Annotated in this window: 22 protein-coding genes and 1 pseudogene; 9 read left to right on the top strand and 14 right to left on the bottom strand. The window is 60.0% G+C overall.

The window, feature by feature from the left end:
- Positions 1–6: 6 nt before the first annotated feature.
- The 5 genes from glyA to ACRANW_RS09775 all read right to left on the bottom strand — a co-directional run bounded on the left by glyA (position 7) and on the right by ACRANW_RS09775 (position 6,412).
- Positions 7–1,329: a serine hydroxymethyltransferase gene (glyA, locus tag ACRANW_RS09755; protein ID WP_479431606.1), complete on the bottom strand. Its 1,323-nt coding sequence runs from the start codon at positions 1,327–1,329 to the stop codon at positions 7–9.
- Positions 1,326–1,805, bottom strand: a complete 480-nt coding sequence (locus ACRANW_RS09760; RefSeq protein WP_479431607.1) for an RpiB/LacA/LacB family sugar-phosphate isomerase — start codon at positions 1,803–1,805, stop codon at positions 1,326–1,328. Before ACRANW_RS09760 ends, glyA begins: the two co-directional genes overlap by 4 nt.
- Positions 1,806–1,915: 110 nt before the next feature.
- Positions 1,916–3,952, bottom strand: a complete 2,037-nt coding sequence (rpoD, locus tag ACRANW_RS09765; protein ID WP_479431608.1) for an RNA polymerase sigma factor RpoD — start codon at positions 3,950–3,952, stop codon at positions 1,916–1,918.
- Positions 3,953–4,025: 73 nt separating this feature from the next.
- The gene (gene dnaG / locus ACRANW_RS09770; protein WP_479431609.1) at positions 4,026–5,909 is read right to left on the bottom strand and encodes a DNA primase; all 1,884 of its coding nucleotides are present in this window, start codon (positions 5,907–5,909) and stop codon (positions 4,026–4,028) included.
- 50 nt (positions 5,910–5,959) lie between these two features.
- Positions 5,960–6,412, bottom strand: a complete 453-nt coding sequence (locus ACRANW_RS09775; RefSeq protein ID WP_479431610.1) for a GatB/YqeY domain-containing protein — start codon at positions 6,410–6,412, stop codon at positions 5,960–5,962.
- 142 nt (positions 6,413–6,554) lie between these two features.
- Here ACRANW_RS09775 and carA point away from each other — a divergent pair, with 142 nt between their 5' ends.
- The 6 genes and pseudogenes from carA (at position 6,555) to greA (ending at position 13,221) form a co-directional block, all read left to right on the top strand.
- A complete protein-coding gene (gene carA, locus ACRANW_RS09780) occupies positions 6,555–7,739 on the top strand; it encodes a glutamine-hydrolyzing carbamoyl-phosphate synthase small subunit (protein ID WP_479431611.1) in 1,185 nt (394 codons plus the stop codon).
- Positions 7,736–8,512: a hypothetical protein gene (locus ACRANW_RS09785; protein WP_479431612.1), complete on the top strand. Its 777-nt coding sequence runs from the start codon at positions 7,736–7,738 to the stop codon at positions 8,510–8,512. Before carA ends, ACRANW_RS09785 begins: the two co-directional genes overlap by 4 nt.
- A 53-nt stretch (positions 8,513–8,565) precedes the next feature.
- Positions 8,566–8,679 (top strand): annotated as a pseudogene (locus ACRANW_RS09790) (carbamoyl phosphate synthase preATP-grasp domain-containing protein); the annotation flags it as partial.
- Positions 8,680–8,774: 95 nt separating this feature from the next.
- Positions 8,775–9,299 (top strand): carbamoyl-phosphate synthase large subunit, encoded by a 525-nt coding sequence (locus ACRANW_RS09795; protein ID WP_479431613.1) that lies wholly within the window; start codon positions 8,775–8,777, stop codon positions 9,297–9,299.
- Positions 9,299–12,625, top strand: coding sequence for a carbamoyl-phosphate synthase large subunit (gene carB / locus ACRANW_RS09800; RefSeq protein WP_479431614.1), 3,327 nt, complete (start codon positions 9,299–9,301; stop codon positions 12,623–12,625). The genes ACRANW_RS09795 and carB overlap by 1 nt, the downstream gene beginning before the upstream one ends.
- 119 nt (positions 12,626–12,744) lie before the next feature.
- Positions 12,745–13,221, top strand: a complete 477-nt coding sequence (greA, locus tag ACRANW_RS09805) for a transcription elongation factor GreA (protein ID WP_479431615.1) — start codon at positions 12,745–12,747, stop codon at positions 13,219–13,221.
- A 432-nt stretch (positions 13,222–13,653) separates the two neighbouring features.
- On the opposite strand, the gene ACRANW_RS09810 is transcribed toward greA, so the two are convergent.
- The 5 genes from ACRANW_RS09810 to ACRANW_RS09830 form a co-directional block, all read right to left on the bottom strand.
- Positions 13,654–13,884: a DUF4170 domain-containing protein gene (locus ACRANW_RS09810; protein ID WP_479431616.1), complete on the bottom strand. Its 231-nt coding sequence runs from the start codon at positions 13,882–13,884 to the stop codon at positions 13,654–13,656.
- 83 nt (positions 13,885–13,967) lie between these two features.
- Positions 13,968–14,531 carry a hypothetical protein gene (locus ACRANW_RS09815; RefSeq protein WP_479431617.1) on the bottom strand — a complete coding sequence of 188 codons (564 nt, stop codon included), beginning with the start codon at positions 14,529–14,531 and terminating at the stop codon, positions 13,968–13,970.
- Positions 14,528–14,869, bottom strand: a complete 342-nt coding sequence (locus ACRANW_RS09820) for a hypothetical protein (RefSeq protein ID WP_479431618.1) — start codon at positions 14,867–14,869, stop codon at positions 14,528–14,530. The genes ACRANW_RS09815 and ACRANW_RS09820 overlap by 4 nt, the downstream gene beginning before the upstream one ends.
- Before the next feature lie 35 nt (positions 14,870–14,904).
- Positions 14,905–15,342, bottom strand: coding sequence for a phage holin family protein (locus tag ACRANW_RS09825; RefSeq protein WP_479431619.1), 438 nt, complete (start codon positions 15,340–15,342; stop codon positions 14,905–14,907).
- A gap of 21 nt (positions 15,343–15,363) precedes the next feature.
- A complete protein-coding gene (locus ACRANW_RS09830) occupies positions 15,364–16,017 on the bottom strand; it encodes a hypothetical protein (RefSeq protein ID WP_479431620.1) in 654 nt (217 codons plus the stop codon).
- 158 nt (positions 16,018–16,175) lie between these two features.
- On the opposite strand from ACRANW_RS09830, the gene eno reads away from it, so the two are divergent.
- Positions 16,176–17,462 carry a phosphopyruvate hydratase gene (gene eno, locus ACRANW_RS09835; RefSeq protein WP_479431621.1) on the top strand — a complete coding sequence of 429 codons (1,287 nt, stop codon included), beginning with the start codon at positions 16,176–16,178 and terminating at the stop codon, positions 17,460–17,462.
- Here the strand turns inward: eno and ACRANW_RS09840 are convergent.
- From ACRANW_RS09840 to ribB, 4 genes are all read right to left on the bottom strand, one after another.
- A complete protein-coding gene (locus ACRANW_RS09840) occupies positions 17,459–17,974 on the bottom strand; it encodes a MarR family transcriptional regulator (RefSeq protein ID WP_479431622.1) in 516 nt (171 codons plus the stop codon). The genes eno and ACRANW_RS09840 overlap by 4 nt on opposite strands.
- Positions 17,975–18,115: 141 nt before the next feature.
- The gene (locus ACRANW_RS09845; protein ID WP_479431623.1) at positions 18,116–18,319 is read right to left on the bottom strand and encodes a hypothetical protein; all 204 of its coding nucleotides are present in this window, start codon (positions 18,317–18,319) and stop codon (positions 18,116–18,118) included.
- Between the two features lie 126 nt (positions 18,320–18,445).
- A complete protein-coding gene (gene ribH, locus ACRANW_RS09850) occupies positions 18,446–18,868 on the bottom strand; it encodes a 6,7-dimethyl-8-ribityllumazine synthase (protein ID WP_479431624.1) in 423 nt (140 codons plus the stop codon).
- A gap of 6 nt (positions 18,869–18,874) precedes the next feature.
- The gene (gene ribB / locus ACRANW_RS09855; protein WP_479431625.1) at positions 18,875–20,122 is read right to left on the bottom strand and encodes a 3,4-dihydroxy-2-butanone-4-phosphate synthase; all 1,248 of its coding nucleotides are present in this window, start codon (positions 20,120–20,122) and stop codon (positions 18,875–18,877) included.
- 208 nt (positions 20,123–20,330) lie between these two features.
- On the opposite strand from ribB, the gene ACRANW_RS09860 reads away from it, so the two are divergent.
- Both ACRANW_RS09860 and ACRANW_RS09865 read left to right on the top strand, forming a co-directional pair.
- Complete coding sequence (locus tag ACRANW_RS09860) at positions 20,331–21,092, top strand: hypothetical protein (RefSeq protein ID WP_479433913.1); 762 nt, start codon at positions 20,331–20,333, stop codon at positions 21,090–21,092.
- A 101-nt stretch (positions 21,093–21,193) separates the two neighbouring features.
- On the top strand, positions 21,194–22,612 hold the full coding sequence (locus tag ACRANW_RS09865; RefSeq protein ID WP_479431626.1) for a dihydrolipoyl dehydrogenase: 1,419 nt from the start codon (positions 21,194–21,196) through the stop codon (positions 22,610–22,612).
- The last annotated feature ends 23 nt before the right edge of the window (positions 22,613–22,635 follow it).

The following is a 22,635-nucleotide window of genomic DNA, read 5'->3' on the forward strand; positions in this document are numbered from 1 at the left end:
GGCTCCTTACATGCCCGGATACACGGGGAACGCAGCGCAAAGTTCGCTCACCCGTTGGCGCACACTCTCCTCGATCTGCGCATCGCCTTCAGGGCCGTTTTTGGATAGACCTTCAACCACTTCGGCGATGAGCTTACCAATTGTGCGGAACTCGTCAGGACCAAACCCACGGGTGGTGCCCGCAGGCGTGCCGAGGCGGATACCGCTGGTCACAAACGGCGAGCGCGTATCGAACGGAATGCCGTTCTTGTTGCAGGTGAGCCAAGCGCGATCGAGGCCTTTTTCGGCGTCCTTGCCGGTAACATTCATCGCGGTAAGATCGACCAGCATCGAGTGATTGTCAGTCCCGCCGCTGACGATCCGCAGGCCGCTGTCTTCCAGGCTTGCAGCCAGCGCGCGGGCATTTTCGACGATGCGGTGTGCATAGGTCTTGAACTCGGGCTGGAGCGCCTCAAGGAAAGCCACAGCCTTTGCGGCGACGATATGCATCAGCGGACCGCCCTGCAGGCCGGGGAAGACGGCCATATTGAGGGGCTTGGTAAACTTCTCGTCATTCCACAAGATAATGCCTGAGCGCGGACCGCGCAGAGACTTGTGTGTGGTCGACGTGACAATGTCGCAATGCGGGAAGGGTGAGGGATGCGCGCCGCCGGCAACAAGGCCGGAGATGTGGCTCATGTCACACAGGAGGATTGCGCCCACTTCATCGGCAATGGCGCGGAAGGCGCGGAAATCCCAGGTGCGTGAATAGGCGGTTCCGCCGCAGATGATGATCTTCGGCTTGTGTTCGCGCGCCTTGGTGGCGACTTCTTCCATGTCAACGACTTCGGTGTCCTGCGACACACCATAGGACACCGGGTTGAACCATTTCCCGCTCATGTTCACGGGCGATCCGTGGGTCAGGTGCCCGCCCGAGTTCAGATCGAGGCCCATAAAGGTATCGCCCGGATTGAGCAGAGCGAGAAATACCGCCTGATTCATCTGGCTGCCAGAGTTGGGCTGCACGTTGGCAAAGTTGCAACCGAACAACTGCTTAGCGCGGTCAATTGCCAGGGTTTCGATCACATCGGCATAATCGCAGCCGCCGTAGTACCGCTTGCCCGGATAGCCTTCGGCATATTTGTTGGTGAACACCGATCCGGCTGCTTCCAGTACGGCGCGGCTTGCGATGTTTTCGGACGCGATCAGTTCAATTTTGTCGCGCTGCCGGGCGAGTTCCTTGGCGACCGCTGCGGCGATTTCTGGATCGGCATGGGCGAGATCGTCATGCCAGAAGCCATCCATCGGGTTCTGGGTACGGGCGGCGAAATCAATCGGGGCTGTGCTCATTGGTGGGTCTCGATATGGTCGGGCTGAAACGGAGGCTTGCCGAGCTTGCCGACGCGGCGCTGGTGGCGCCCTGCCGGATCGCCGGCATCGGCGAATTCGGTGTCTAGGAAGGTGGCGATGCAGGATTTGGCCATCTCAATCCCTACGAGCCGCGCGCCCATTGCGATGCAATTGGCATCATTATGTTCGCGAGCGAGCGCAGCGGAGAGCGGCTCGCTAACCAAGGCGCAGCGCACCTGCGGGTGGCGGTTGACGCTGATCGAAATGCCAATCCCGCTGCCGCACAGCGCAACGCCGAATTCGACCGAGCCTTCAGCGATGATTTCCGCGAGGCGGTAACCGTAGTCAGGGTAATCGACGCTTACGCCCGGCGCCGGGCCAAGGTCCGCGACCTCGTGGCCGTCTTCGACCAGCCATTCGGCAAGCTCCGCCTTCAAATCGGTGGCGGCGTGATCGGAGGCAATCGCAATGCGCATAGGCAGCCTATAGGCGCGCAAGCAACGATTCTCCACCCCTAGGACATCGCTTTTCGACCAAGGGGATGTCGGCCAAGAAAAACCCCGCCAAAGGCGGGGTCTTTCGCATATTACTGATCGAGGAATGACCGCATCTTGCGAGACCGGCTCGGGTGCTTGAGCTTGCGCAGCGCCTTGGCTTCGATCTGGCGAATGCGCTCGCGCGTCACGCTGAACTGCTGGCCGACTTCTTCCAGCGTGTGATCGGTGTTCATCCCGATGCCGAAGCGCATCCGCAGCACGCGTTCTTCACGTGGCGTAAGGCTGGCAAGCACGCGGGTGACAGTTTCCTTGAGGTTGGCCTGAATCGCGGCATCCACCGGGATGATCGCGTTCTTGTCCTCGATGAAATCGCCCAAATGGCTGTCTTCCTCGTCGCCGATGGGGGTTTCGAGGCTGATCGGTTCCTTGGCGATCTTCATGACCTTGCGCACTTTTTCGAGTGGCATGGAAAGGCGCTGCGCCATTTCCTCAGGGGTCGGCTCGCGGCCTTCCTCGTGCAGGAACTGACGAGACGTGCGCACCAGCTTGTTGATCGTTTCGATCATGTGCACCGGAATACGGATGGTGCGCGCCTGATCGGCGATTGAACGCGTGATCGCCTGACGGATCCACCATGTCGCATAGGTGCTGAACTTGTAACCCCGGCGATATTCGAACTTGTCGACCGCCTTCATCAGCCCGATATTACCTTCCTGAATAAGATCAAGGAATTGCAGGCCGCGGTTGGTGTATTTCTTGGCAATGGAGATCACGAGACGCAGGTTTGCCTCGACCATTTCCTTCTTGGCGATCCGCGCCTCGCGCTCGCCCTTCTGGACCATGTTCACGATGCGCCGGAACTCGGGAAGGCTCATGCCCGTCTGTGCGGCGATGTCGGCAATCTCGGCGCGGATGCACTCGATCGCATCTTCTTCACGCTCGGCGAAGGCGGCCCACTTCTTGTCCTTCTTGGCGCGCTCCTTGATCCAGGCGTCGTCCATCTCATTGCCCATGTAGGCGTTGAGGAAGACGACGCGCTTGACCTTATGGCGCTCGGCCAGGCGCAGCATTTGCCCGCCTAGCGTGGTCAGACGGCGATTGAAGGCGTACAGATTGTCGACCAGAAATTCGATCTTGGTGGCGTGGAACTGCACGCTCTCGACTTCTGCGGTCAGCTCTTCGCGCAGGTTCTCATACTTGGTTTCCTTGGATGCCGGAAAAGCATTGCCGAGCGCGAGTGTATCGACCCGCTCGCCCTGAAGCTTTTCAAAAGCGAGGAAGAGCGTGGTGATCCGTGCAAAGGTTTCAAGCGCCTCAGGCTTCAGCGCAGCTTCCATCTGGGCGAGGCTGAGGGTGTTGTCCTCCTCCTCTTCCTCATCGCGCTTGGGACGACCTTCGCCATCCTCGTCATCGTCGCCGTCCGCATCAGGCTCGTCCTTGACTTCGTCGTCTTCGCGAATCGTCGGGCCGGCGGTGGCTTCGGAAATTTCGCCGTCGTCGTCTTCGTCTTCAGCGCCTTCAGCCATCTTGTCAGCCGGCGGCTCCTTGGACAACATCGCGTCGAGATCGAGGATTTCGCGCAGCTGCATGTCGCCGTTGTTCAGGGCTTCGGACCACTGAATAATCGCGTGGAAGGTGATGGGGCTTTCGCACAGCCCCATGATCATGATGTCGCGCCCGGCCTCAATGCGCTTGGCAATAGCGATTTCGCCCTCGCGGCTGAGCAGCTCCACCGCACCCATTTCGCGCAGGTACATGCGCACCGGATCATCTGTGCGCTCGCCAGTTACGAGCTTGCGATTTCCGGCGCGGGCGTCCTTGGCCGGGCTCTTTTTCTCGTCATCATCCTCATCCTCGTCGTCGTCGTCAGCGACCACCTCTTCAACCTCGCGGCCCTCGCCCTCGGTTTCAGCTTCGGCGTCCTCGTCACTTTCGACGATCTGGACGCCCATCTCGGACAGAGCTGTCTGGATCTCCTCGATCTGATCCGGGCTCATCTCGCCAGAGGGCAGCGCCTCATTCAGCTCGTCGTAGGTGACATAACCACGCTTTTTCGCCTTGCTGATAAGCTTCTTGATCGAAGCTTCATTGAGGTCGATCAGCGGCGCGTCTTCCTTCTCGGCCATATTTTTGTTATCTATCCGTTGCCGGGCGGTCCGCAGATTGCACGGTGCCGCCAATTAATCCCATAACCGCCGATCAGACGGTGTCGTCACCCAGGGCCGCCGCGCCTGCTTTGCGGCGCCCGAAAGCCTTGAGTCGCTCATCAACTGCCATGAGCTGTGCACGCAAGCGCGACTGCTCCGCAAACGAGCCCTCAGGATCGTTCTCGAAACGCGCAATCGTGGCTGCCAACGCAACCTCCAACGCCGGTCTTTCAACCAGCAGCGACACAGCTTCGGCCAGTTCCTCACACGCAGTGCCGGGATCGTTGCCTTCTTCGATGAGAAAGGCGTAGCGGATATCTGCCGGCGGGGGAGGTTGGCCTTGCACGGTGCATATGGCGTTTGGCGCACGCGAATCAAGCGTTTCTGCAAGTTCGAACAGGGATTCGATCAACTGAGCAGCTTTGGGGTCGAGTTTGGCCAGGCTTGAGAGGGCTTCGGTATGGCGGGCGATCTCTTGCGGAAATCGCGCCAGGCCGGTGAGAACAGCACTTAACAAGCCTTGCCGCTGACCGCCCGCCATCATGCCTGACAGTTGTATGCGCGCGCCTTCGGAGAGGCCTTGTTGCGCAATCGCGGCTCCGCGACCGAACGCTCTGACGTCACTGCGCTGCCCGGACCTGCCGGGCTGGAATGCCGGACGGGGCGGGCGCGGCGGGTAGGCGAAGGCGGAAAACCGGTCACCCAGCTCGCGACGATAGAGGCTCTTGATGTCCGCATCCGCGATTGTGTCAACATGGGCCATCAGCCGCGCCTTGAGACCTGCCTTCGCCTCGGGTGTGGTGAGCGGTTGGGCGTCGCGCTCGAACGTCCACAAGGTCTCGATCAGGCTGGCCGGCTGCGCCAGCAACGCCTCCATCGCCGCTTTACCTTGCGCCTTGATAAGGTCATCGGGATCGAGGCCAGCCGGCAGGCGAACGATACTGAGCGAGCGCATCGGCGCCAGCAGCGGAAGCGCGCGCATGATAGCCCGCATGGCGGCGCGCTGGCCTGCCGCGTCGCCATCGAAGCACAGCACCGGAACCTCGACCATGCGCCATAGCAATTCCAGCTGCATTTCCGTCAGCGCTGTGCCGAGCGGCGCCACAGCATCCGCGATCCCCGCATTGGCGAGCGCGATCACATCCATGTAGCCTTCGACCACCACCACGCGTCCCGATTGGCGGGCGGCGGGGGCAGCGCGGTGCAGGTTGTAAAGTGTGCGTCCCTTGTCGAACAGGTCCGTGTCGGGTGAGTTCAGATATTTGGCGACGCCGTCCCGCTTGTCGAGGATGCGGCCACCAAATGCGATCACCCGGCCGCGTGCGTCCTGAATAGGGAGCATGACGCGGCCTCGAAAGCGATCATAATGCTCGCCCTGATCGTTTGCGGCCCGCATGCCGGCGCCTTCGAGCATCCCCTCGTCAAACTGCATCAGGGCACGGGGCAGCGCCTGACGGTCATCGGGTGCCCAGCCAAAGCCGAACTCTTGCATAACCTCTGTCGAAAACCCGCGTCGCTTGAGGTAATCGCGCGCTGCACCACCGCTTGGCCCGGCAAGGCTCTGGACAAAAAATCGCTGCGCTGCCTCGGTCACGTCGATCAGGCTGGCGCGGGCTTCCGCCTTTTGCGCCGCAACGGGATCGGGCGCGGGCACCTCCATCCCGGCGGCTGCGGCCAATTCCTTGACCGCATCCATGAATTGCAGGCCCTGGTTATCAACCATCCAGCTGATCGCATCGCCATGCGCGCCGCAGCCGAAGCAATGGTAAAACTGCTTCTGGTCGTTGACGTAAAAGCTCGGCGTCTTTTCCTCGTGGAACGGACAGCAGCCCTTCCATTCGCGCCCTGCACGGGTCAGCTTCACCGAGCGCTGAACAAGCGTCGACAGCGTGATCCGCGCGCGCAGCTCGTCCTTCCATTGCGGGGTAATAGCCATAGTGCGTTAGGTGCGCCCGAACGCGGCGGTGTTCAAGCGCGACGTTGCTTTCAGGAAAGCGCTGCCTTGACCAGCGTGCTCGCCAGCTTCCCATCCAGCACTGCGCCGTGCCGCGCCTTCAGTTCGGCCATCACGGTGCCCATGTCCTTCATCGTGGACGCGCCGGTCTCCGCCTTGATCGCATCGATGGCGGCGGCGGTTTCTGCCTCGCTGAGCATCTGCGGCAGGAATTCCTCGATCACGGCAAGTTCGGCGCGCTCGATGGCAGCCAGTTCCGTGCGGCCACCGGCGTCGTACATTTCGATCGATTCGCGGCGCTGCTTGGCCATTTTCTGGAGCACGCTGACCACCAGCTCATCGTCGGGCGTCGGCTTGGCCGAGGTGCGCTCCTCGATATCGCGATCCTTGATCTTGGCGCTGATCTGGCGGAGCGCGGCGGTGCGGTCTTTCTCGCCCGCCTTCATCGCGGTGATGGTAGCGGCCTTGATATCGTCACGGATCATTCGGATGTTTCCTGTGGATTGAACTCTTCGGCGCGCCCCTAACGCAAATATGGCGACACGCCTAGGTTGACGCGGGCCGCCGCCGCGCTTAGCGGACAAAACTTAGCAACATCGCTGGTTTTTATCCCAAACGGAGCGCCCCATGGCCGACCCCGCTTCTTCCCGTGCGCAACCCTCCGGCGCAACTGGTTGCCTCGTTCTGGCTGATGGCACGGTGGTGTGGGGTCGCGGCTTTGGCGCGGCAGGCGCCAGTGTGGGCGAGGTGTGCTTCAACACCGCCATGACCGGCTATCAGGAGGTGATGACCGATCCCAGCTACGCCGCGCAGATCGTGACCTTCACCTTCCCGCATATCGGCAATGTCGGGGCAAACAGCGAAGATGTGGAAAGCCGAGTGGAAGGCGCGGTCGGCTGCATCGTGCGCGAAGACGTGACCGAGCCGTCGAGCTTCCGGAGCATCGAGACCTTTGCCGACTGGATGGCGCGCAACGGCAAGATCGGTCTTGCCGGTGTCGATACCCGTGCACTTACGCGGCGCATCCGCCAGAGCGGGGCGCCCAATGCGGTGATCGCCCATGCGCCCGATGGGAAGTTCGATATTCCTGCTCTGGTCAAGCGTGCGCAGGAATGGCCGGGGCTGGAAGGCATGGACCTCGCCATTCGCGTCACCCGCGACAAGCATGAGGGCTGGGAGGGCGGCTACTGGACGCTCGGCAAGGGCTATGGCCGCGCAGCGCGGGATGCCAAGCCCCATGTGGTCGCGATCGACTATGGTTCGAAGGACAACATCTTCCGCAATCTGGTGAAGGCCGGGGCGCGGGTGACGGTGGTGCCGGCCAAGACCTCATTTGACGATGTAGTGGCGCTCGCACCCGATGGCGTATTCCTCTCCAACGGCCCCGGCGATCCGGCGGCGACCGGCGAATATGCCGTGCCTGTGATCAAGGCGTTGCTGGATGCGGACGTGCCGCTGTTCGGCATTTGCCTTGGCCACCAGCTCCTGGCGCTCGGAGCCGGCGCGAAGACGATCAAAATGCACCAGGGCCACCGCGGCGCAAACCACCCCGTCCAGCGCGTGGGCGAAGGCTGGGGGGAGACCAGCGGGCTGGTCGAAATCACCTCGATGAACCACGGTTTCGCGGTGGACGTGGATACGTTGCCGGAGGGGGTGGAGCAGACGCATGTGAGCCTGTTCGACGGGACCAATTGCGGGATTGCGATCAAGGGCAAGCGGGCCTTCGCGGTGCAATATCACCCCGAGGCATCGCCGGGGCCGCAGGATAGCTTTTACCTGTTCGAGAAGTTTGTGGGGGGGCTGGGGCAATGAGTGCTCAAATCTACGTTCGAGCATTTTTCCTCGAAGAGGTCTATTCGAACGAGTTCGATGACAATTTCCCGAAAGATTGGGTTGAAATCGACGAGGTAAATGAAAGTCTAAAGTCTGTTTATCGAAATTGTTTTGGCAGTATGGGCTTTTACGTTCCAGCCAACAGTGCCGACATGGAATCAGATGTAGAATTCATCATGACCTCACCGGCATTTGAAAGAGCCGGAGACGAATACACGGGTAGCTGGGTGCGTTTGAACTCAACGGACAAAGACCGTTTCATAATGGGTTGGCGCGGCGAGACCGCACAAGCACAGCGATTAGTTACGCTTGGAGCAGCAGCTCGTGTGAACGCGATCACTAGGGCCGCAAAAGAGCTTGGCTGGGTGGTCGATGAAGATCATAAGCTTGACCCTGTCAACATGCTGGACACCTCGCATCTCGAACAGGAGAAGGTGCCAGGATCAGATAGGATCGTAACTCGTACCGACAATCAACGGGAAGTTGATGAGATCGCCGCAGCTATTGATGAAGTGGCTGAGTTGCTTCGCTCTGACAATGAAGTCGGCTCTGCACTTTCTGATGAGAGATTAATTATCGCAGAAGAATTTTCGATAGCGCAAGAAGTCGTGAAGAAGGAACGCTTCAGGCTATTGAGCCTCTGGGGTTGGATATCCCCCGCGCTCAAATACCTTTCAGAAAAATTCGCAGGGGGGGCCATTGGAGAGGCGGCCAAACGTCTCATCCAGCTGCTGTTCGATATGTTCATCTGAAATGTCTTTCGTCATTCCACATCGTTATTGCTTTCTGTGAGATCAATTGCCTGATGCCCAAAAGAACCGACATTTTCTCCATCCTCGTCATTGGCGCTGCCCCGATTATTATCGGGCAAGCGTGCGAGATCGGTTACTCTGGCAGGCAGGCCATCAAGGCGCGCAAGTGATCTGCGTAACGTCCAGATTTGTTCCGGCGATGTGCGGTTCGGCCGCCACTTTGGCAGCAATCTCAACTCCGATTCTTGCCCAAAACCCTGCGATGACCCCGCCTCCGCTCGCTGAATGGCCCGGTGCGGAGATCGCGGAGGGCGTGGCATTTCAGGGCGATGGCTCCGTCACGCTCGAAGCGTCAGCCGAAACCGGCCTGCCGGTGCTGAGCTTCTGGCGCCCGGTGTTGCATGACGAGGGCACCCGCTATCCCGTCGCGGGCCGCATGGATTGCCGCGTCGCTGCGGCGGAAAGTCCGTTTGACGAAGCCACCTTCGATCCTGCCGCCCGCCATGCCGCCGTGCGTGATGCGCGCAAGGACGAAGGCTTCAACGATACAGAGCGCCTCGCTTCGGGCACGGACGGCATCAAGCAGCTCGATGTGATCGGTCGCCGCAATGCGCCGCGATCCTACTACGTGCTCAGCTACATCATGGCCCGCGATGGCGAGCGCCTGGTCGACATCCGCCGCAACTGCACCTTCATCTTCGGCGCAGCCGCGTCCAAGCCCGACGTGCTGCCGCTGGTCAACCGCTACACCCAATTCACCTTTGCCTTTGCCGACAGGGATTCCTGATGCCCAAAAGAACCGACATTTCCTCCATCCTCGTTATTGGCGCTGGCCCCATCATCATCGGGCAGGCGTGCGAATTTGATTACTCCGGCACGCAGGCGATCAAGGCGCTGAAGGAGGAGGGCTACCGCGTCATCCTGGTGAACTCCAACCCCGCGACGATCATGACCGATCCGGAGTTCGCCGACGCGACCTATATCGAGCCGATCACGCCCGATATCGTCGCCAAGATCATCGCCAAGGAACGCCCCGATGCGCTGCTGCCGACGATGGGTGGGCAGACGGCGCTGAACTGCGCGCTGGCGCTGGATGCCGATGGCACGCTCGCCAAATACGGCGTCGAGATGATCGGGGCCAAGGCCGACGCCATCGACAAGGCCGAAAACCGCCAGCGGTTCCGCGATGCGATGACCTCGATCGGGTTGGAAAGCGCGCGGTCGGGCGTGGCCAATACGCTGGAAGAAGCCCGCGAGATCCTTGAGCGCACCGGCCTGCCTTCGATCATCCGTCCCAGCTTCACGCTCGGCGGCACCGGCGGGGGTATCGCCTACAACAAGGCCGAGTTTGACCAGATCGTGCGCGAAGGCCTCGATGCCTCGCCCACCACCGAGGTGCTGATCGAGGAATCGCTTCTGGGCTGGAAAGAGTTTGAAATGGAGGTGGTGCGCGATCGCAAGGACAACGCGATCATCATTTGCGCCATCGAAAACGTCGATCCGATGGGCGTCCACACCGGGGACAGCATCACGGTCGCCCCGGCACTGACGCTGACCGATAAGGAATACCAAATCATGCGCAACGCGAGCATCGCGTGCCTGCGCGAGATTGGGGTGGAGACGGGCGGCAGCAACGTGCAGTTCGCAGTCAATCCGGCAGATGGCAGCCTGATCGTGATCGAGATGAACCCGCGCGTTTCGCGCTCCTCGGCGCTGGCGTCCAAGGCGACCGGCTTCCCCATCGCTCGCGTCGCGGCGAAGCTGGCGGTGGGTTACACCCTTGATGAACTGACCAACGAGATCACCGGCGCAACGCCCGCCAGCTTTGAACCCACCATCGATTACGTCGTCACCAAGATCCCGCGCTTCGCCTTTGAAAAGTTCAAGGGCGCGGCGACCGATCTTTCGACCGCGATGAAATCAGTCGGCGAGGTCATGGCGATTGGCCGCAGCTTTGCCGAATCGATGCAGAAGGCGCTGCGCGGGCTGGAAACCGGGCTGGACGGGTTCAACCGCATACCCGAGCTTGAAGGCCAGCCCCGCGACGTGATCGTGGCTGCGCTGTCGCGCCGCACGCCTGACCGGCTGCTGAAAGTCGCGCAGGCGTTCCGCGAAGGGATGAGCGTGGCCGATATTGCCGCAGTCACCTTCTACGATCCGTGGTTCCTGCGCCAGATCGAGGCGATCATCGCCGCTGAAGCCGAAGTGCAGGCCAACGGGTTGCCGCGTGATGCCGCAGGCTTGCGCCGGCTGAAGGCGATGGGCTTTTCGGACAAGCGCCTCGCCACGCTGGCGGTGCGTTCCGTGGGTGTTGCAGGCGGCATGGGCGAGACGCAGGCGAAGCGGTCCGGTCTGCTCCACGATGCGCTTGTCGCGATGGCGGGGGCCACCAGCGCGGATGAAGTGCGTGACCTGCGCCGCAAGCTGGGGGTGAACCCCATGTTCAAGCGGATCGACAGCTGCGCCGCCGAGTTCGATGCGATCACGCCTTATATGTACTCGACCTACGAAGCCCCGACCTTCGGTGAGCCCGAGTGCGAAGCCATGCCAAGCGACCGGCGCAAGATCGTGATCCTGGGTGGCGGGCCGAACCGGATCGGGCAGGGGATCGAGTTCGATTACTGCTGCGTCCACGCCTGTTTCGCGCTTGCCGAGCAAGGCTTCGAAACGATCATGGTCAACTGCAACCCCGAAACCGTCTCAACCGATTATGACACCTCGGACCGGCTGTATTTCGAGCCGCTGACCGATGAAGACGTGCTCGAAATCCTGCGGGTGGAGCAACAAAGCGGCGAGTTGGTGGGCGTGATTGTGCAATTCGGCGGGCAGACTCCGCTGAAACTGGCGCAGGCGCTGGAAAATGCGGGCATCCCGATCCTAGGCACATCACCCGATGCAATTGACCTGGCGGAAGACCGTGAACGCTTTGCCAAGCTGGTCAGCAAACTGAGGCTGAAGCAGCCGGACAACGGCATCGCCCGCAGCCGTGACGAGGCCGCTGCTGTGGCCGCACGTATCGGTTACCCCGTTCTTTTGCGCCCGTCCTACGTGCTCGGCGGACGGGCGATGGAAATCGTCGACAGCGAAGCGCAGCTCGACAATTACATCGCCACGGCCGTCAATGTGTCGGGCGATAGCCCGGTGCTGATCGATCAATATCTGCGCGATGCGATTGAATGTGATGTCGATGCGCTGTGCGATGGCGAGCAGGTGAGCATTGCAGGCGTGATGCAGCACATCGAAGAGGCGGGGGTGCATTCGGGCGACAGCGCCTGCACCCTGCCGCCCTATTCGCTTCCGGGCGAGATCATCACCGAGATGGAGCGGCAGGCCGAGGCGCTGGCCCATGCGCTGGGTGTCGTCGGGCTGATGAACATTCAGTTCGCGGTGAAAGACGGCGAGGTTTACCTGATCGAGGTCAACCCCCGCGCCAGTCGCACGGTGCCCTTCGTCGCCAAGGCAATTGGCCAGCCGGTGGCAAAGATCGCTGCGCGGATCATGGCGGGAGAGAAGCTCGCCACTTTCCCGCCGTTCAAGCGCGAGCTGCCCTACATGGCGGTCAAGGAAGCGGTTTTCCCTTGGGCCCGCTTCCCCGGTGCCGACCCTGTGCTCAGCCCCGAGATGAAGTCCACAGGCGAAGTCATGGGGATTGATGCAAGCTTTGAGGCGGCGTTCCTGAAGTCGCAGATCGGCGCAGGGATGATACCACCGCAGTCGGGCACGGTGTTCGTCTCGGTCAAGAATACGGACAAGCCTGTGATCGTCGCCGGCGTGCGCCAGCTGATCGAACATGGTTTCCGCATTGTCGCCACGGGCGGTACGCAAACGTACCTTGCCGAACAGGGGCTTGTTATCGAACGGGTCAACAAGGTCGCCGAGGGCCAGCCGCATATCGTCGACAAAATCATCGATGGAGAAATCGCGCTGATCTTCAACACCACCGAAGGCTGGCAATCGCTGATGGATTCCAGATCGATCCGTCAGGCGGCACTGGCAAACAAAGTGCCCTACTACACAACCGCCGCCGGATCGGTTGCGGCGGCGCTCTCGATTTCGGCGATCCGGCCGGACCAGCTTGAAGTCCGCTCAATGCAGGACTATTATAATACTTGATTGAGGTCTCCCCCCGACAGAATGAAAGTGATTGGCGTCGTTTGGATCGAACTGCCGCGATCGATTTCTTTCTCAATACGGGCCGGGTGACAGACACAAGAAATAGAAAGAACAGATAGATGGCGACGATGGACAAGGTGCCGATGCTGGCCGAGGGGTATGAGCGGCTGACGGCTGACCTCAAGATGCTGCGCGAGGAACGCCCAAAGATCGTCGAGGCCATCGAGGAAGCGCGTGCGCACGGCGATCTGTCGGAAAACGCCGAATATCACGCCGCGAAGGAGCGTCAGGGCCAGGTCGAGGCCATGATCGGTGACATCGAAGGCATGGTCAGCCGCGCGCAGATCATTGATCCCACGACGCTTTCGGGCAACAAGATCGTGTTTGGCGCGACAATCACGTTGCTTGATGAGAGTGACAAGCCGATCCGCTACCAGATCGTCGGCAAGACCGAGGCGGATGCCGCCCAGGGGCGGATCTCCTACACGTCGCCGCTCGCCCGTGCGCTGATTGGCAAGCAGGTTGGCGACGACATCGAGGTTACGGTGCCGTCGGGTGAAAAGTTCTACCACGTCGACAAGATCGAATTCATCTGACGAACCGGTCGCGCCGGTGACGGGCGAGGGGTTCGTAAAGGGCGGCACCGGCGCATCGCATGCACGTTGTCGTCTGATGGCATGGGTGCGATCAACTCGGTTGAAATTACGTGAGCACTGTAGCGATTGATCGGCTCGCAGGCGGCTTCTAGGTCTGTTCAGCCCCCTGCTAGACCCCCTCTAGACGGGCATTAGCCAGTGTTTCACGTGAAACGCGCGGTGCTCCTTCGGTCCTGTGTGGCGTGCTCCTGCTCATTCGCATTACAATGCCAAAGGCCGCGCCGGGTTCAACCGGCGCGGCTTTTGGTCAAAACATTGAATTGGCGGATCAACAAGAACCCGTTGCCAGCATAAATGCTGCCATGGGTCGCCATCATCGGATACGAAGCGGCCAACGCGTCGGTCTGCCACAACCCGTTAGACTTTAACCCTTCAGTCCTCAGGCGTCAGAAGCTTGTGAATGGGAACAACCACATACTTCATTTCGGCATCGTCGACAGTGCGCTGCGCCTGTGCGCGCCAAGCTTCGACCGCGTTGTCATAGGAGCTGTAAACGCCGACAACGTGAATGCTTTCGGGATCTTGAAACTCGATGCCCTGCGGATCGGTAACCCGCCCCCCCATCACGAGGTGGAGACGCTGAGCGGGAGTGGTTTCTGCCATGTGCTGTGCCTTTGGGGAGGAAGGATGCGCGCCCCTTAGCGCGTGCGGCGCCAAGGACAAGTCCCGCACGCCAAAGGTCTAGATTACAGCTTAGCCTTGCGCTTGAGATCGTTGAACGTGTCAGCCGCGACCGCACGGGTCTTGCGGGCCATCGCGCGCGTGCTGCTTGCTGCCGAATCGGCCGCATCAGATGCGCTGGCCGACAGCTTTTTCGCCTTCGACCCGGCAACATCGCCCAACTCTTCGGCGCGGTCCTGACCGGCTCGCGCAGCATCCATGATCTCGTCCATCATTGTCATGCCATAGGCTACCACGGCATCACCAATGGATTGGCCCATCCCTGTGCGGCGCTTGGCAAAGTTTTTCGCGTTGGATCCAGCGCTCGAGATTGCGTCGCTGGCCGAGTGGATGGCTCTGCCAGCAACCTCACGGCCCGGACGGGTCAACAGGCCAATGACGACGCCGGCGACGACGGCACCACCGATTACTGTTAGCGGATTTGCGCGGGTGTAATCGGCCGCCGTGCTTGCAGCGTCGCGGGCCTGATCGGCCAAGGTGCGCTCGGCATTACGGCGCTCAGCAGATTCAATCCGGGCACGCAGCGCATCGCGTCCATCAGTCGTTGCAACGGGGGTTAAGTTAGTCATGCATTATCTCCTTGTGCAGCCGCAGCAGGGGGCGCGGCATCATCATCGTCTTCGTATTCTTGATCGGCTTCAGTATCGGCGCTGCCATCAAACCAGGCGAGGATCGAACCTCTTGAAAACCAGAGAATGATCGCGCCAACGAGAACTGCCAGCACACCTTTCTGATCACCCACCTGCACTTTGGCTTGCGCTAAAACGTCACGTGCGCCTGTCCGGAGGCGGCCGGTAATGGTTGAGCCAACGCCGGAAGACACGCGACTTGCGATGCCTTCTTCATTGAGGCTGGCCCGCAGCCGATCGACATCGACAGTCAGCACTGCGCGCGCCGCGTCGCGCATCCGGCGATCTTCTACGAAACGCTGGGGAAGATGGGTCAATTGTCATCTCCTGGGCCGAACATCGCTGAAAGAACTTTGCCTTCGCCCGCCGCGCTGACAACCAGCGCTGCAACGCCAACCAGCATGACGCCAACAACGATCGCGATGGCGCCCCAGATCGTCACGTATGGCGCAAGCGCAGTAACGACGCCGACCGCCAGGGCGATGAGCGCGATGTGGAGCAGGACGAGGGCCAGCACCAACAGCACCACCACGCGCCCGACCTTTTTACCGGCAAGGCTGACGCGGGTCTTCTGGAAAGCGACTTCCGCTTCGACATAGATCTTCGCGTCATCCACGAGAGTCTGAATGTCATCACGCAGCGACGCGAAATCTGTTTCGTCTTCTTCAGGGAGGGTTGGATCCGGCGCGAACGCCGGATCAGTGATCGTGCCGTCCGGCGTGTGCGGGAGGCCCGGCTCGGTATCATACATGAGCGTGCCTTTCTGGCCCGATCAGCGCCGCGTTCCGCCGAGCATCCGTGCAAGGAAAAAGCCGACAACCGCCGCAATACCTACCGCAGCACCGGGGCTCTTGCGAACCATGGACCGAGCATCCTCGCTCAGTTCTTCGACACTCTTGGATTCAAGCTTGGCCGATGTTTCCTGAAGCGTGCGTGATGCCTTGCGAGCATAATCACCATATTGCTCACCAAGCTTTTCATCGATCTGCACAGCGGTATCGCCAACAACTTTGCCAAGCGAGGCAATCGCGTCACTGGCGACCTGCTTGCCTTCTACAGCCAGCTCTCCGGCTTTGCCCTTTGCTTGGTCGCCATAGTTTTTCGCTTCTGCAACCAGATCGGTGCTTTTGCCCTTGGCTTGTCCGCTTACAGCGGTGAGGCGGTTTTCAGCCTCGGTACGCAAAGCGGCGGCTCCCGCTTTGGCTTCTTCAAGAGCAGCATTGAAACGGGTTTTTGCTTCAGCGACAGGCGCAGTGGCGGTGGGGGAAAAAGCAGGTGCTGTTTCCGCGCCTTTCATCACGGCGCCAGTCTTGCGCGATGCGGTCTTGGTCAGCGCTCCAGTGGCCTCGGCCCCGCCCTTGATCGGGCTTGCCGGGGTCTTGCGCGTCTTGGGAGCGGCTGAACCGGTGGGGGTGTCGTCTACCATTTTCATGCTTCCATTTTTCTCGTGGTTGAACACTGGGTGGAAGTGCGCTTGCACAGGAATGTTCCACGGCATAGGGCCGCCGAACGACTTGGAACGGCCAGAATCACGGCGAACCGAGTGTATTATGTATCTACAACACATTCCTGCGGGAGCCAACCATGACCGCCATCATCGACATCCACGGCCGCGAGATCCTCGATAGCCGCGGCAACCCGACTGTCGAAGTCGATGTGCTGCTTGAAGACGGCAGTTTTGGCCGCGCTGCGGTGCCATCGGGCGCGTCGACGGGCGCGCATGAAGCAGTGGAATTGCGCGATGGCGATAGCGCCCGTTATCTCGGCAAGGGCGTGCTGAAGGCGGTTGATGCCGTCAACACCGAGATCCGCGAACTGCTGACCGACATTTTCGATGCCGAGGACCAGCGCGATATCGACGTGGCGCTGATGGCGCTTGATGGGACACCAAACAAGGCTCGACTTGGTGCAAACGCCATACTCGGCACCAGCCTCGCGGTGGCAAAGGCGGCAGCCAATGCACGCGGATTGCCGTTCTATTCCTACATCGGCGGCGTATCGGCCCATATGCTACCGGTCCCAATGATGAACATCATCAATGGCGGCGAACATGCTGACAACCCGATCGACATTCAGGAATTCATGATCATGCCGGTTGGCGCAGACAGCATCGCCGAAGCCGTACGCTGGGGCGCGGAGGTATTCCACACCTTGAAGAAGGGCTTGGCGCAGCAGGGCCTTGCCACCAGCGTCGGTGATGAAGGGGGGTTTGCCCCCAACCTCGCCAGCACCCGCGCGGCACTTGATTTTATCATGGAAAGCATCGCCAAGGCAGGCTTCACGCCAGGTGAGGACATCGTGCTGGCGCTGGATTGCGCAGCGACAGAATTCTTCAAAAACGGCCGCTATGAAATCTCCGGCGAAGGCTTAAGCCTTACCCCGCACGAGATGGCGGATCATCTTGCCAAGCTCGCGGCTGAATACCCGATCCGATCGATCGAGGACGGCATGAGCGAAGACGATTTCGACGGCTGGGCCGCACTGACTGCCAAGCTAGGCGATACGGTGCAACTGGTTGGCGATGATCTTTTCGTAACCAACCCTGCGCGCCTTTCGGACGGAATTGCGCGAGGACTTGCCAATTCGCTGCTGGTCAAGGTCAATCAGATCGGCACGCTGACCGAAACGCTTGCCGCCGTCGATATGGCGCACCGGGCGCGCTATACATGCGTCATGAGCCACCGTTCAGGCGAAACCGAAGATGCGACGATTGCTGACTTGGCGGTCGCCACCAATTGCGGGCAGATCAAGACCGGATCGCTTGCCCGTTCGGACCGGCTCGCAAAATACAACCAGTTGATCCGCATAGAGGAAGAACTTGGAACGAGTGCGGATTATGCCGGTAAGGCGTGTTTTGGTGAGCGGATCTAAACGCTGGCGACCACGTCGAAAAAACGTTCCATGGCGGTACGCCCGTCACCTGTCAGCCGTACCAGGACACGGCGGTGGTCGTCAGCATCGTTTTCACGCGCCACCAGGCCTTCGTCGGCCAGCACACCTAGCCAGCGCAAACCCGTCGTGGCTGGAGCGGCCGATCCGATGCAGGCACTGGAAACAGACACCGATTTGCCTTCACCTTGAGCAATGTAAAGATCGAGCAAGATATCCCACGCTGGCTCACCGAACAGATCTGGATTGCCGAAAATGGCATCCCGCTTGCGGCGCAAAGTGTAGGCTTTTCGTGCCATCACAAGATAGTCTTTCGTGGAACGAGCTCTTGTAGCGGCGTCAGCAGCGTCCTCGGACAGTCGCCCTTGCGCTGCTTTGCGCAGTCGCACCGCGATTTCCATCAACTCATCGGCAAACGGATGAAGCATCGAAACCGATTCATAGAGGTTCACGTCGTCTAATTCACGGGTAGAACCGCGCGATGTATCGCTCATGCATCCGCCTTCAGGAATGCTTTGCGCGTAATGGCAAAGCGTGTCTGAGGGTGCGATGATAGGTGAAGTCAGCCAAGCTGGCTTTACGGGGAAATACGCAGGTTGCTCTTTTCCCGAAAGAAATGCCGCAGCCCTAACCCTCTATCCGTTCGTGACCTGATCCCGGCGTAACTGCTGGATCGCGGCATCCACGTGAGCAGCGGCGATGTGTGCACCAAGCTGGTCGAGAGCGGCGAGCTGCTGTTCTAGTGCAGCGAGCACGTCGAGGATGCGCACATTGTGCGCGGCGGTCGGGTGAAGGTTTTCCAATGTCAGATCCCAAGATGTCGCTATTTCAACCGCCATCGCACCCGACCCACGGATAGCGGCAATAGCAGCGCGGCTATCGCGTCAACGCCCTACCGAAAGATACATAGGGAAACTACGTAATTCAGGGCCAGGCCCATTACGGGACATTGGAGCTCAAAATTTTCAACCGGCGAAACGCGCCTGTAATGCCATCAGCGCAAGGGTAGCCTTGGCAGCCTCGCCCCCTTTGTCCTTTTGCTCTGGATCGGCGCGCACGAGCGCCTGCGCCTCGTTTTCGACAGTCAGGATGCCATTTCCAATCGCAATGCCGTCCATTGTGAGCGCCATGATGGCGCGCGCGCTTTCGCCCGCGACGATTTCGAAATGGTAGGTCTCTCCACGGATCACGACGCCGATCGCGACAAATCCGTCATACCTGTCGCTTTCTGCTGCAAGCGCAATTGCGCCCGGAATCTCGAGCGCGCCTGGAACTGTAATTACCTCAACAGAGTGACCTTCGGCTTCCAGCGCGGCGCGAGCGCCCGTAACCAGCATGTCGTTGAGATGGGCATAGAAGCGTGCTTCCACGATGAGGATATCGGCCATGAAGGTTTACTCCGGAATGGGATGGAAGTTGGTAATGGTCAGGCCATAGCCCTCAAGCGCGACGAGATCGGGACGACTGTTCGACAGCAGGACAATCTCGCTCACGCCGAGATCCACAAGGATCTGTGAGCCGATGCCGATATTGCGCAACTCTTCGTCAGCGCTCCATTCTCCGGTTCCGACCCGCCCGGTCAGGATCACAATCACACCCGAACCATGCACACCAATCGCCTGCATCGCGCGCTGGAGCGTTCGCTTACGAACGCCGGGGGCGCCCAGAACATCATCGAACACCGAAATCGGGTGAACGCGGGCAAGGGTGGGCTCACCCGGAACCACGTGGCCCTTTTGCAGCACGTAAGCCTCGTTCCCCGCAACGCGGTCGCGATAGGTGATCATGCGCCACTGACCGCCGTAGTCAGACGTGAAAGCGCGTTCACCCAGGCGTTCAACCAGATGATCGTTGCGCATCCGGTAGGCGATGAGGTCGCGAATGGTGCCGATCTTGAGATTATGACGGCGCGCAAACGTCATCAGATCATCAAGCCGAGCCATTGTGCCATCTTCGTTCATGATCTCGCAAATCACGCCCGAAGGGTTCAGCCCCGCCAATCGCGAGATATCGACCGCAGCTTCGGTATGGCCGGCACGCACGAGCGTGCCACCATCACGCGCCATCAATGGAAAGACATGACCCGGCGTAACCAGATCGTCTGCGCCCTTGGCAGCGTCAATTGCAACCGAGATTGTACGCGCACGATCGGCAGCCGATATACCTGTGGTCACACCTTCTTTCGCCTCGATCGAAATGGTGAAGGCGGTCTGCATCGATTCCTTGTTGTTGCGGCTCATAGGCTGCAATCCGAGGTGATCGACCCGGTCTTTGGTCAACGCCAGGCAGATGAGGCCCCGGCCATGGGTCGCCATAAAATTGATCGCCTGCGGGGTGGCCATCTGCGCTGGAATGATGAGATCGCCCTCATTTTCACGATCTTCGTCATCGACAAGAATATACATCCTGCCGTTGCGAGCTTCGTCGATGATCTCCTCGATCGTTGCCAGAACGGGCTTGCCAGCATTGGCCTCAAGAAACGCTTCCAGCTTCGATAGCGTTTCGGCGGTGGGATTCCAGCTGTCCTCAGTGCAATCTCTCAGCGTGTTAGCATGAAGACCTGCAGCGCGGGCAAGACCGGCGCGGGTGATGGTTGCCGATGTGACGAGGTCGCGAACGCGTGTGATGATCGATGTGTCCATGCCTCCCAATTATCACATCGGAGTGTGAAATCAATATACGTGCTGAAATTGCTCAGCGCCGCCATTCCCACATGTTTCCTCATCATGGTGCTGAGGCTGCGGAACAGCGTGGAATGCACGAGCTTCGGCAGGCTGGCCGGGCGGAACTTTCCGTGCCCTGTCAACCTTAACCTTGCACGATTCACTCGCATAAATGGCAGGAGCGCCCGTGATCAGGTTGCATGACGATTTCTGGAATATTCGCGGATCATTCAAAATCGCGAAAGTCATCGACATCGGCACGCACATGTCATTGGTCCGGCGGCCTAACGGGCGATCTGTTGTCATCGACTCTTACGAGCTTGCTGACGATGCGTTGGCGGAGCTTTTGGCGACGACCGATAATGGTGCGGCGATCGACGCGATCCTGAATGTCCACCCGTTCCACACGGTACACTGCAAAGCGTTGCGAAGCGCTTTGCCGCACGCAAAATTGATCGGCACGCGCCGCCACCGCAAAGAGCTACCCGATCTTGAGTGGGACCCTGCTGCAATCGAGGATGAGGCAACGCAAAGCCTTTTTGCTGACGCACTGGACTTCTCGGTACCCCGCGGTGTTGATTTTGTCAGCGCCGATGAGAGCGTCCACGTTGCTTCTGTTTTGGTTCGCCACCGGGCAAGCGGGATTGTCCATGCCGACGACACGATCAATGTGCTGATGCCGCCCGCGCTTCTCAAATCCCTTTTCCCCGAACCCCGCCTTCGTTTTCATCCAATGCTGAAAAAGGCGCTTCAAGAGCGAAGCGGCGCTGCCGATGATTATGCCAATTGGGCGCGTAATCTGGCGCAAGAATGGGCTGGAACGCCAGCGGTGTGCGCGGCACACTCGGCCGTCCGCGATCTGGATTTGGGGGAATGGGAAGCGGAGATCCTCGGCGCGCTTGATAACGTTGAAGACACGCTCGCAGCGCACCGCGCTAAATTCGGCTAACCACCAACACACCGGACTTAAGCATCAATCATGATCAACCAAAGCAATAAAACGACACCGCACGTGAGTGAAGTTGAACTCAATGAACACGTGCTTGTTGTATGAGTGAGGACAAGCAGCTTTCCTGTGATGTCGCGGTGATCGGGGCAGGGACAGCGGGTCTCGCAGCAGAGCGCGCGGCTCGTGCCAATGGCGCGTCGACGCTTTTGATCGATCCGCATTTCGCCGGCACGACCTGTGCCAACGTCGGATGCATGCCATCGAAACTTCTGATCGCAGCATCGAAAGCGCGGCGCGCCGTATTGCGTGCCGAAGTGTTTGGCATAAATGTTGGCGACGTTGCAGTTGATGAAGGCAAGCTGTTAGACCGCGTTCGCGCAGAACGGGACCGCTTCGCGTCACTGACCCGAGACTCAATCGAAGAAATCCCCGCCAAGATCCGCATCACGGCAAAGGCGCAGTTTGCAGGCACGGGCCTGCTCAAGCTTGACGATGGTCGCACCGTTGCCGCCAACACAATCATTATTGCGACAGGCTCCCAGCCGTCGGTGCCCAAGCCATTTGCGGCGCTGGGAGAGCTGGCGCTTACCAATCGGAGCGTCTTCGAAATTGAGACCTTGCCGCGCCGTCTTGCCGTTGTCGGGGCCGGGGCGATTGGATTGGAAATGGCTCAGGCCTTCGCGGGCCTAGGTGTGTCGGTCGCCGTATTCGACAGGTCCGAAACCTTGGCCAATGTCCGTTGCCCGCGTGTTCATGCCGCGCTTAACGACATTCTTGCGCCGGAAATTGACATTCATCTCGGTGTCGAGGTCACGGCCTCGCGTGAAGGTGATCAGGTCAGGGTCCGCTGGACGGGGAAGAGTTCTGGTGAGGCCATTTTTGACCGTGTCCTTGTCGCGGTGGGGCGCCCCCCGGTGCTAGAAGGGCTAGGCCTTGAACACGCAGGCCTCTCGCTCGATGACAACGGCGTGCCGTATCATGATCGCGCGACCATGCGGTGCGGCGATAGCAATGTTTTTATGGCTGGCGATGTTGCCAACGACCTGCCTCTTTTGCACGAAGCATCACATGATGGCGCAATCGCCGGGCGCAATGCGGCTGCCTATCCCGTCGCTATCAAGACCGATCGCTATGTCCCGTTCAGCATTACCTTTACCGATCCGCAAGTCGTCAGCATCGGCGCGTCAGAAGCTGACAGTGCTGTCAGCGGCACGGCCGATTTTTCCGATCAAGGCCGAGCGCGGGTTGAAGCTCGGGGCGAGGGGGCGCTGACGCTTTATGCTGCGGCACCAGACGGAGTTTTAATCGGCGCAGACCTTGTTGCCCCAGCTGGCGAACACTTGGGGCATCTGCTCGCATGGGCCATTCAAAACAGAATGACCGCCACCGAAGTGCTGACGATGCCGTTCTATCATCCGACTATAGAAGAGGGCCTCAAACAAGCACTCCGCACCGTGTGCGCGGCAACGCCGATCGCACCACCCGCAACTCAGGATTCCGGTTCGCCTCCTGGCGTATGAGCCTCTGGCGGGATAATACACGG

Source organism: Erythrobacter sp. 'gip.4 top 5', assembly GCF_056495765.1.

Excerpts from the sequence above, each read along its gene's own strand:
- glyA (WP_479431606.1), bottom strand. The coding sequence starts at position 1,329 with ATGAGCACAGCCCCGATTGATTTCGCCGCCCGTACCCAGAACCCGATG.
- ACRANW_RS09760 (WP_479431607.1), bottom strand. The coding sequence starts at position 1,805 with ATGCGCATTGCGATTGCCTCCGATCACGCCGCCACCGATTTGAAGGCG.
- rpoD (WP_479431608.1), bottom strand. The coding sequence starts at position 3,952 with ATGGCCGAGAAGGAAGACGCGCCGCTGATCGACCTCAATGAAGCTTCG.
- dnaG (WP_479431609.1), bottom strand. The coding sequence starts at position 5,909 with ATGGCTATTACCCCGCAATGGAAGGACGAGCTGCGCGCGCGGATCACG.
- ACRANW_RS09775 (WP_479431610.1), bottom strand. The coding sequence starts at position 6,412 with ATGATCCGTGACGATATCAAGGCCGCTACCATCACCGCGATGAAGGCG.
- carA (WP_479431611.1), top strand. The coding sequence starts at position 6,555 with ATGGCCGACCCCGCTTCTTCCCGTGCGCAACCCTCCGGCGCAACTGGT.
- ACRANW_RS09785 (WP_479431612.1), top strand. The coding sequence starts at position 7,736 with ATGAGTGCTCAAATCTACGTTCGAGCATTTTTCCTCGAAGAGGTCTAT.
- ACRANW_RS09795 (WP_479431613.1), top strand. The coding sequence starts at position 8,775 with ATGACCCCGCCTCCGCTCGCTGAATGGCCCGGTGCGGAGATCGCGGAG.
- carB (WP_479431614.1), top strand. The coding sequence starts at position 9,299 with ATGCCCAAAAGAACCGACATTTCCTCCATCCTCGTTATTGGCGCTGGC.
- greA (WP_479431615.1), top strand. The coding sequence starts at position 12,745 with ATGGCGACGATGGACAAGGTGCCGATGCTGGCCGAGGGGTATGAGCGG.
- ACRANW_RS09810 (WP_479431616.1), bottom strand. The coding sequence starts at position 13,884 with ATGGCAGAAACCACTCCCGCTCAGCGTCTCCACCTCGTGATGGGGGGG.
- ACRANW_RS09815 (WP_479431617.1), bottom strand. The coding sequence starts at position 14,531 with ATGACTAACTTAACCCCCGTTGCAACGACTGATGGACGCGATGCGCTG.
- ACRANW_RS09820 (WP_479431618.1), bottom strand. The coding sequence starts at position 14,869 with ATGCGCGACGCGGCGCGCGCAGTGCTGACTGTCGATGTCGATCGGCTG.
- ACRANW_RS09825 (WP_479431619.1), bottom strand. The coding sequence starts at position 15,342 with ATGTATGATACCGAGCCGGGCCTCCCGCACACGCCGGACGGCACGATC.
- ACRANW_RS09830 (WP_479431620.1), bottom strand. The coding sequence starts at position 16,017 with ATGGTAGACGACACCCCCACCGGTTCAGCCGCTCCCAAGACGCGCAAG.
- eno (WP_479431621.1), top strand. The coding sequence starts at position 16,176 with ATGACCGCCATCATCGACATCCACGGCCGCGAGATCCTCGATAGCCGC.
- ACRANW_RS09840 (WP_479431622.1), bottom strand. The coding sequence starts at position 17,974 with ATGAGCGATACATCGCGCGGTTCTACCCGTGAATTAGACGACGTGAAC.
- ACRANW_RS09845 (WP_479431623.1), bottom strand. The coding sequence starts at position 18,319 with ATGGCGGTTGAAATAGCGACATCTTGGGATCTGACATTGGAAAACCTT.
- ribH (WP_479431624.1), bottom strand. The coding sequence starts at position 18,868 with ATGGCCGATATCCTCATCGTGGAAGCACGCTTCTATGCCCATCTCAAC.
- ribB (WP_479431625.1), bottom strand. The coding sequence starts at position 20,122 with ATGGACACATCGATCATCACACGCGTTCGCGACCTCGTCACATCGGCA.
- ACRANW_RS09865 (WP_479431626.1), top strand. The coding sequence starts at position 21,194 with ATGAGTGAGGACAAGCAGCTTTCCTGTGATGTCGCGGTGATCGGGGCA.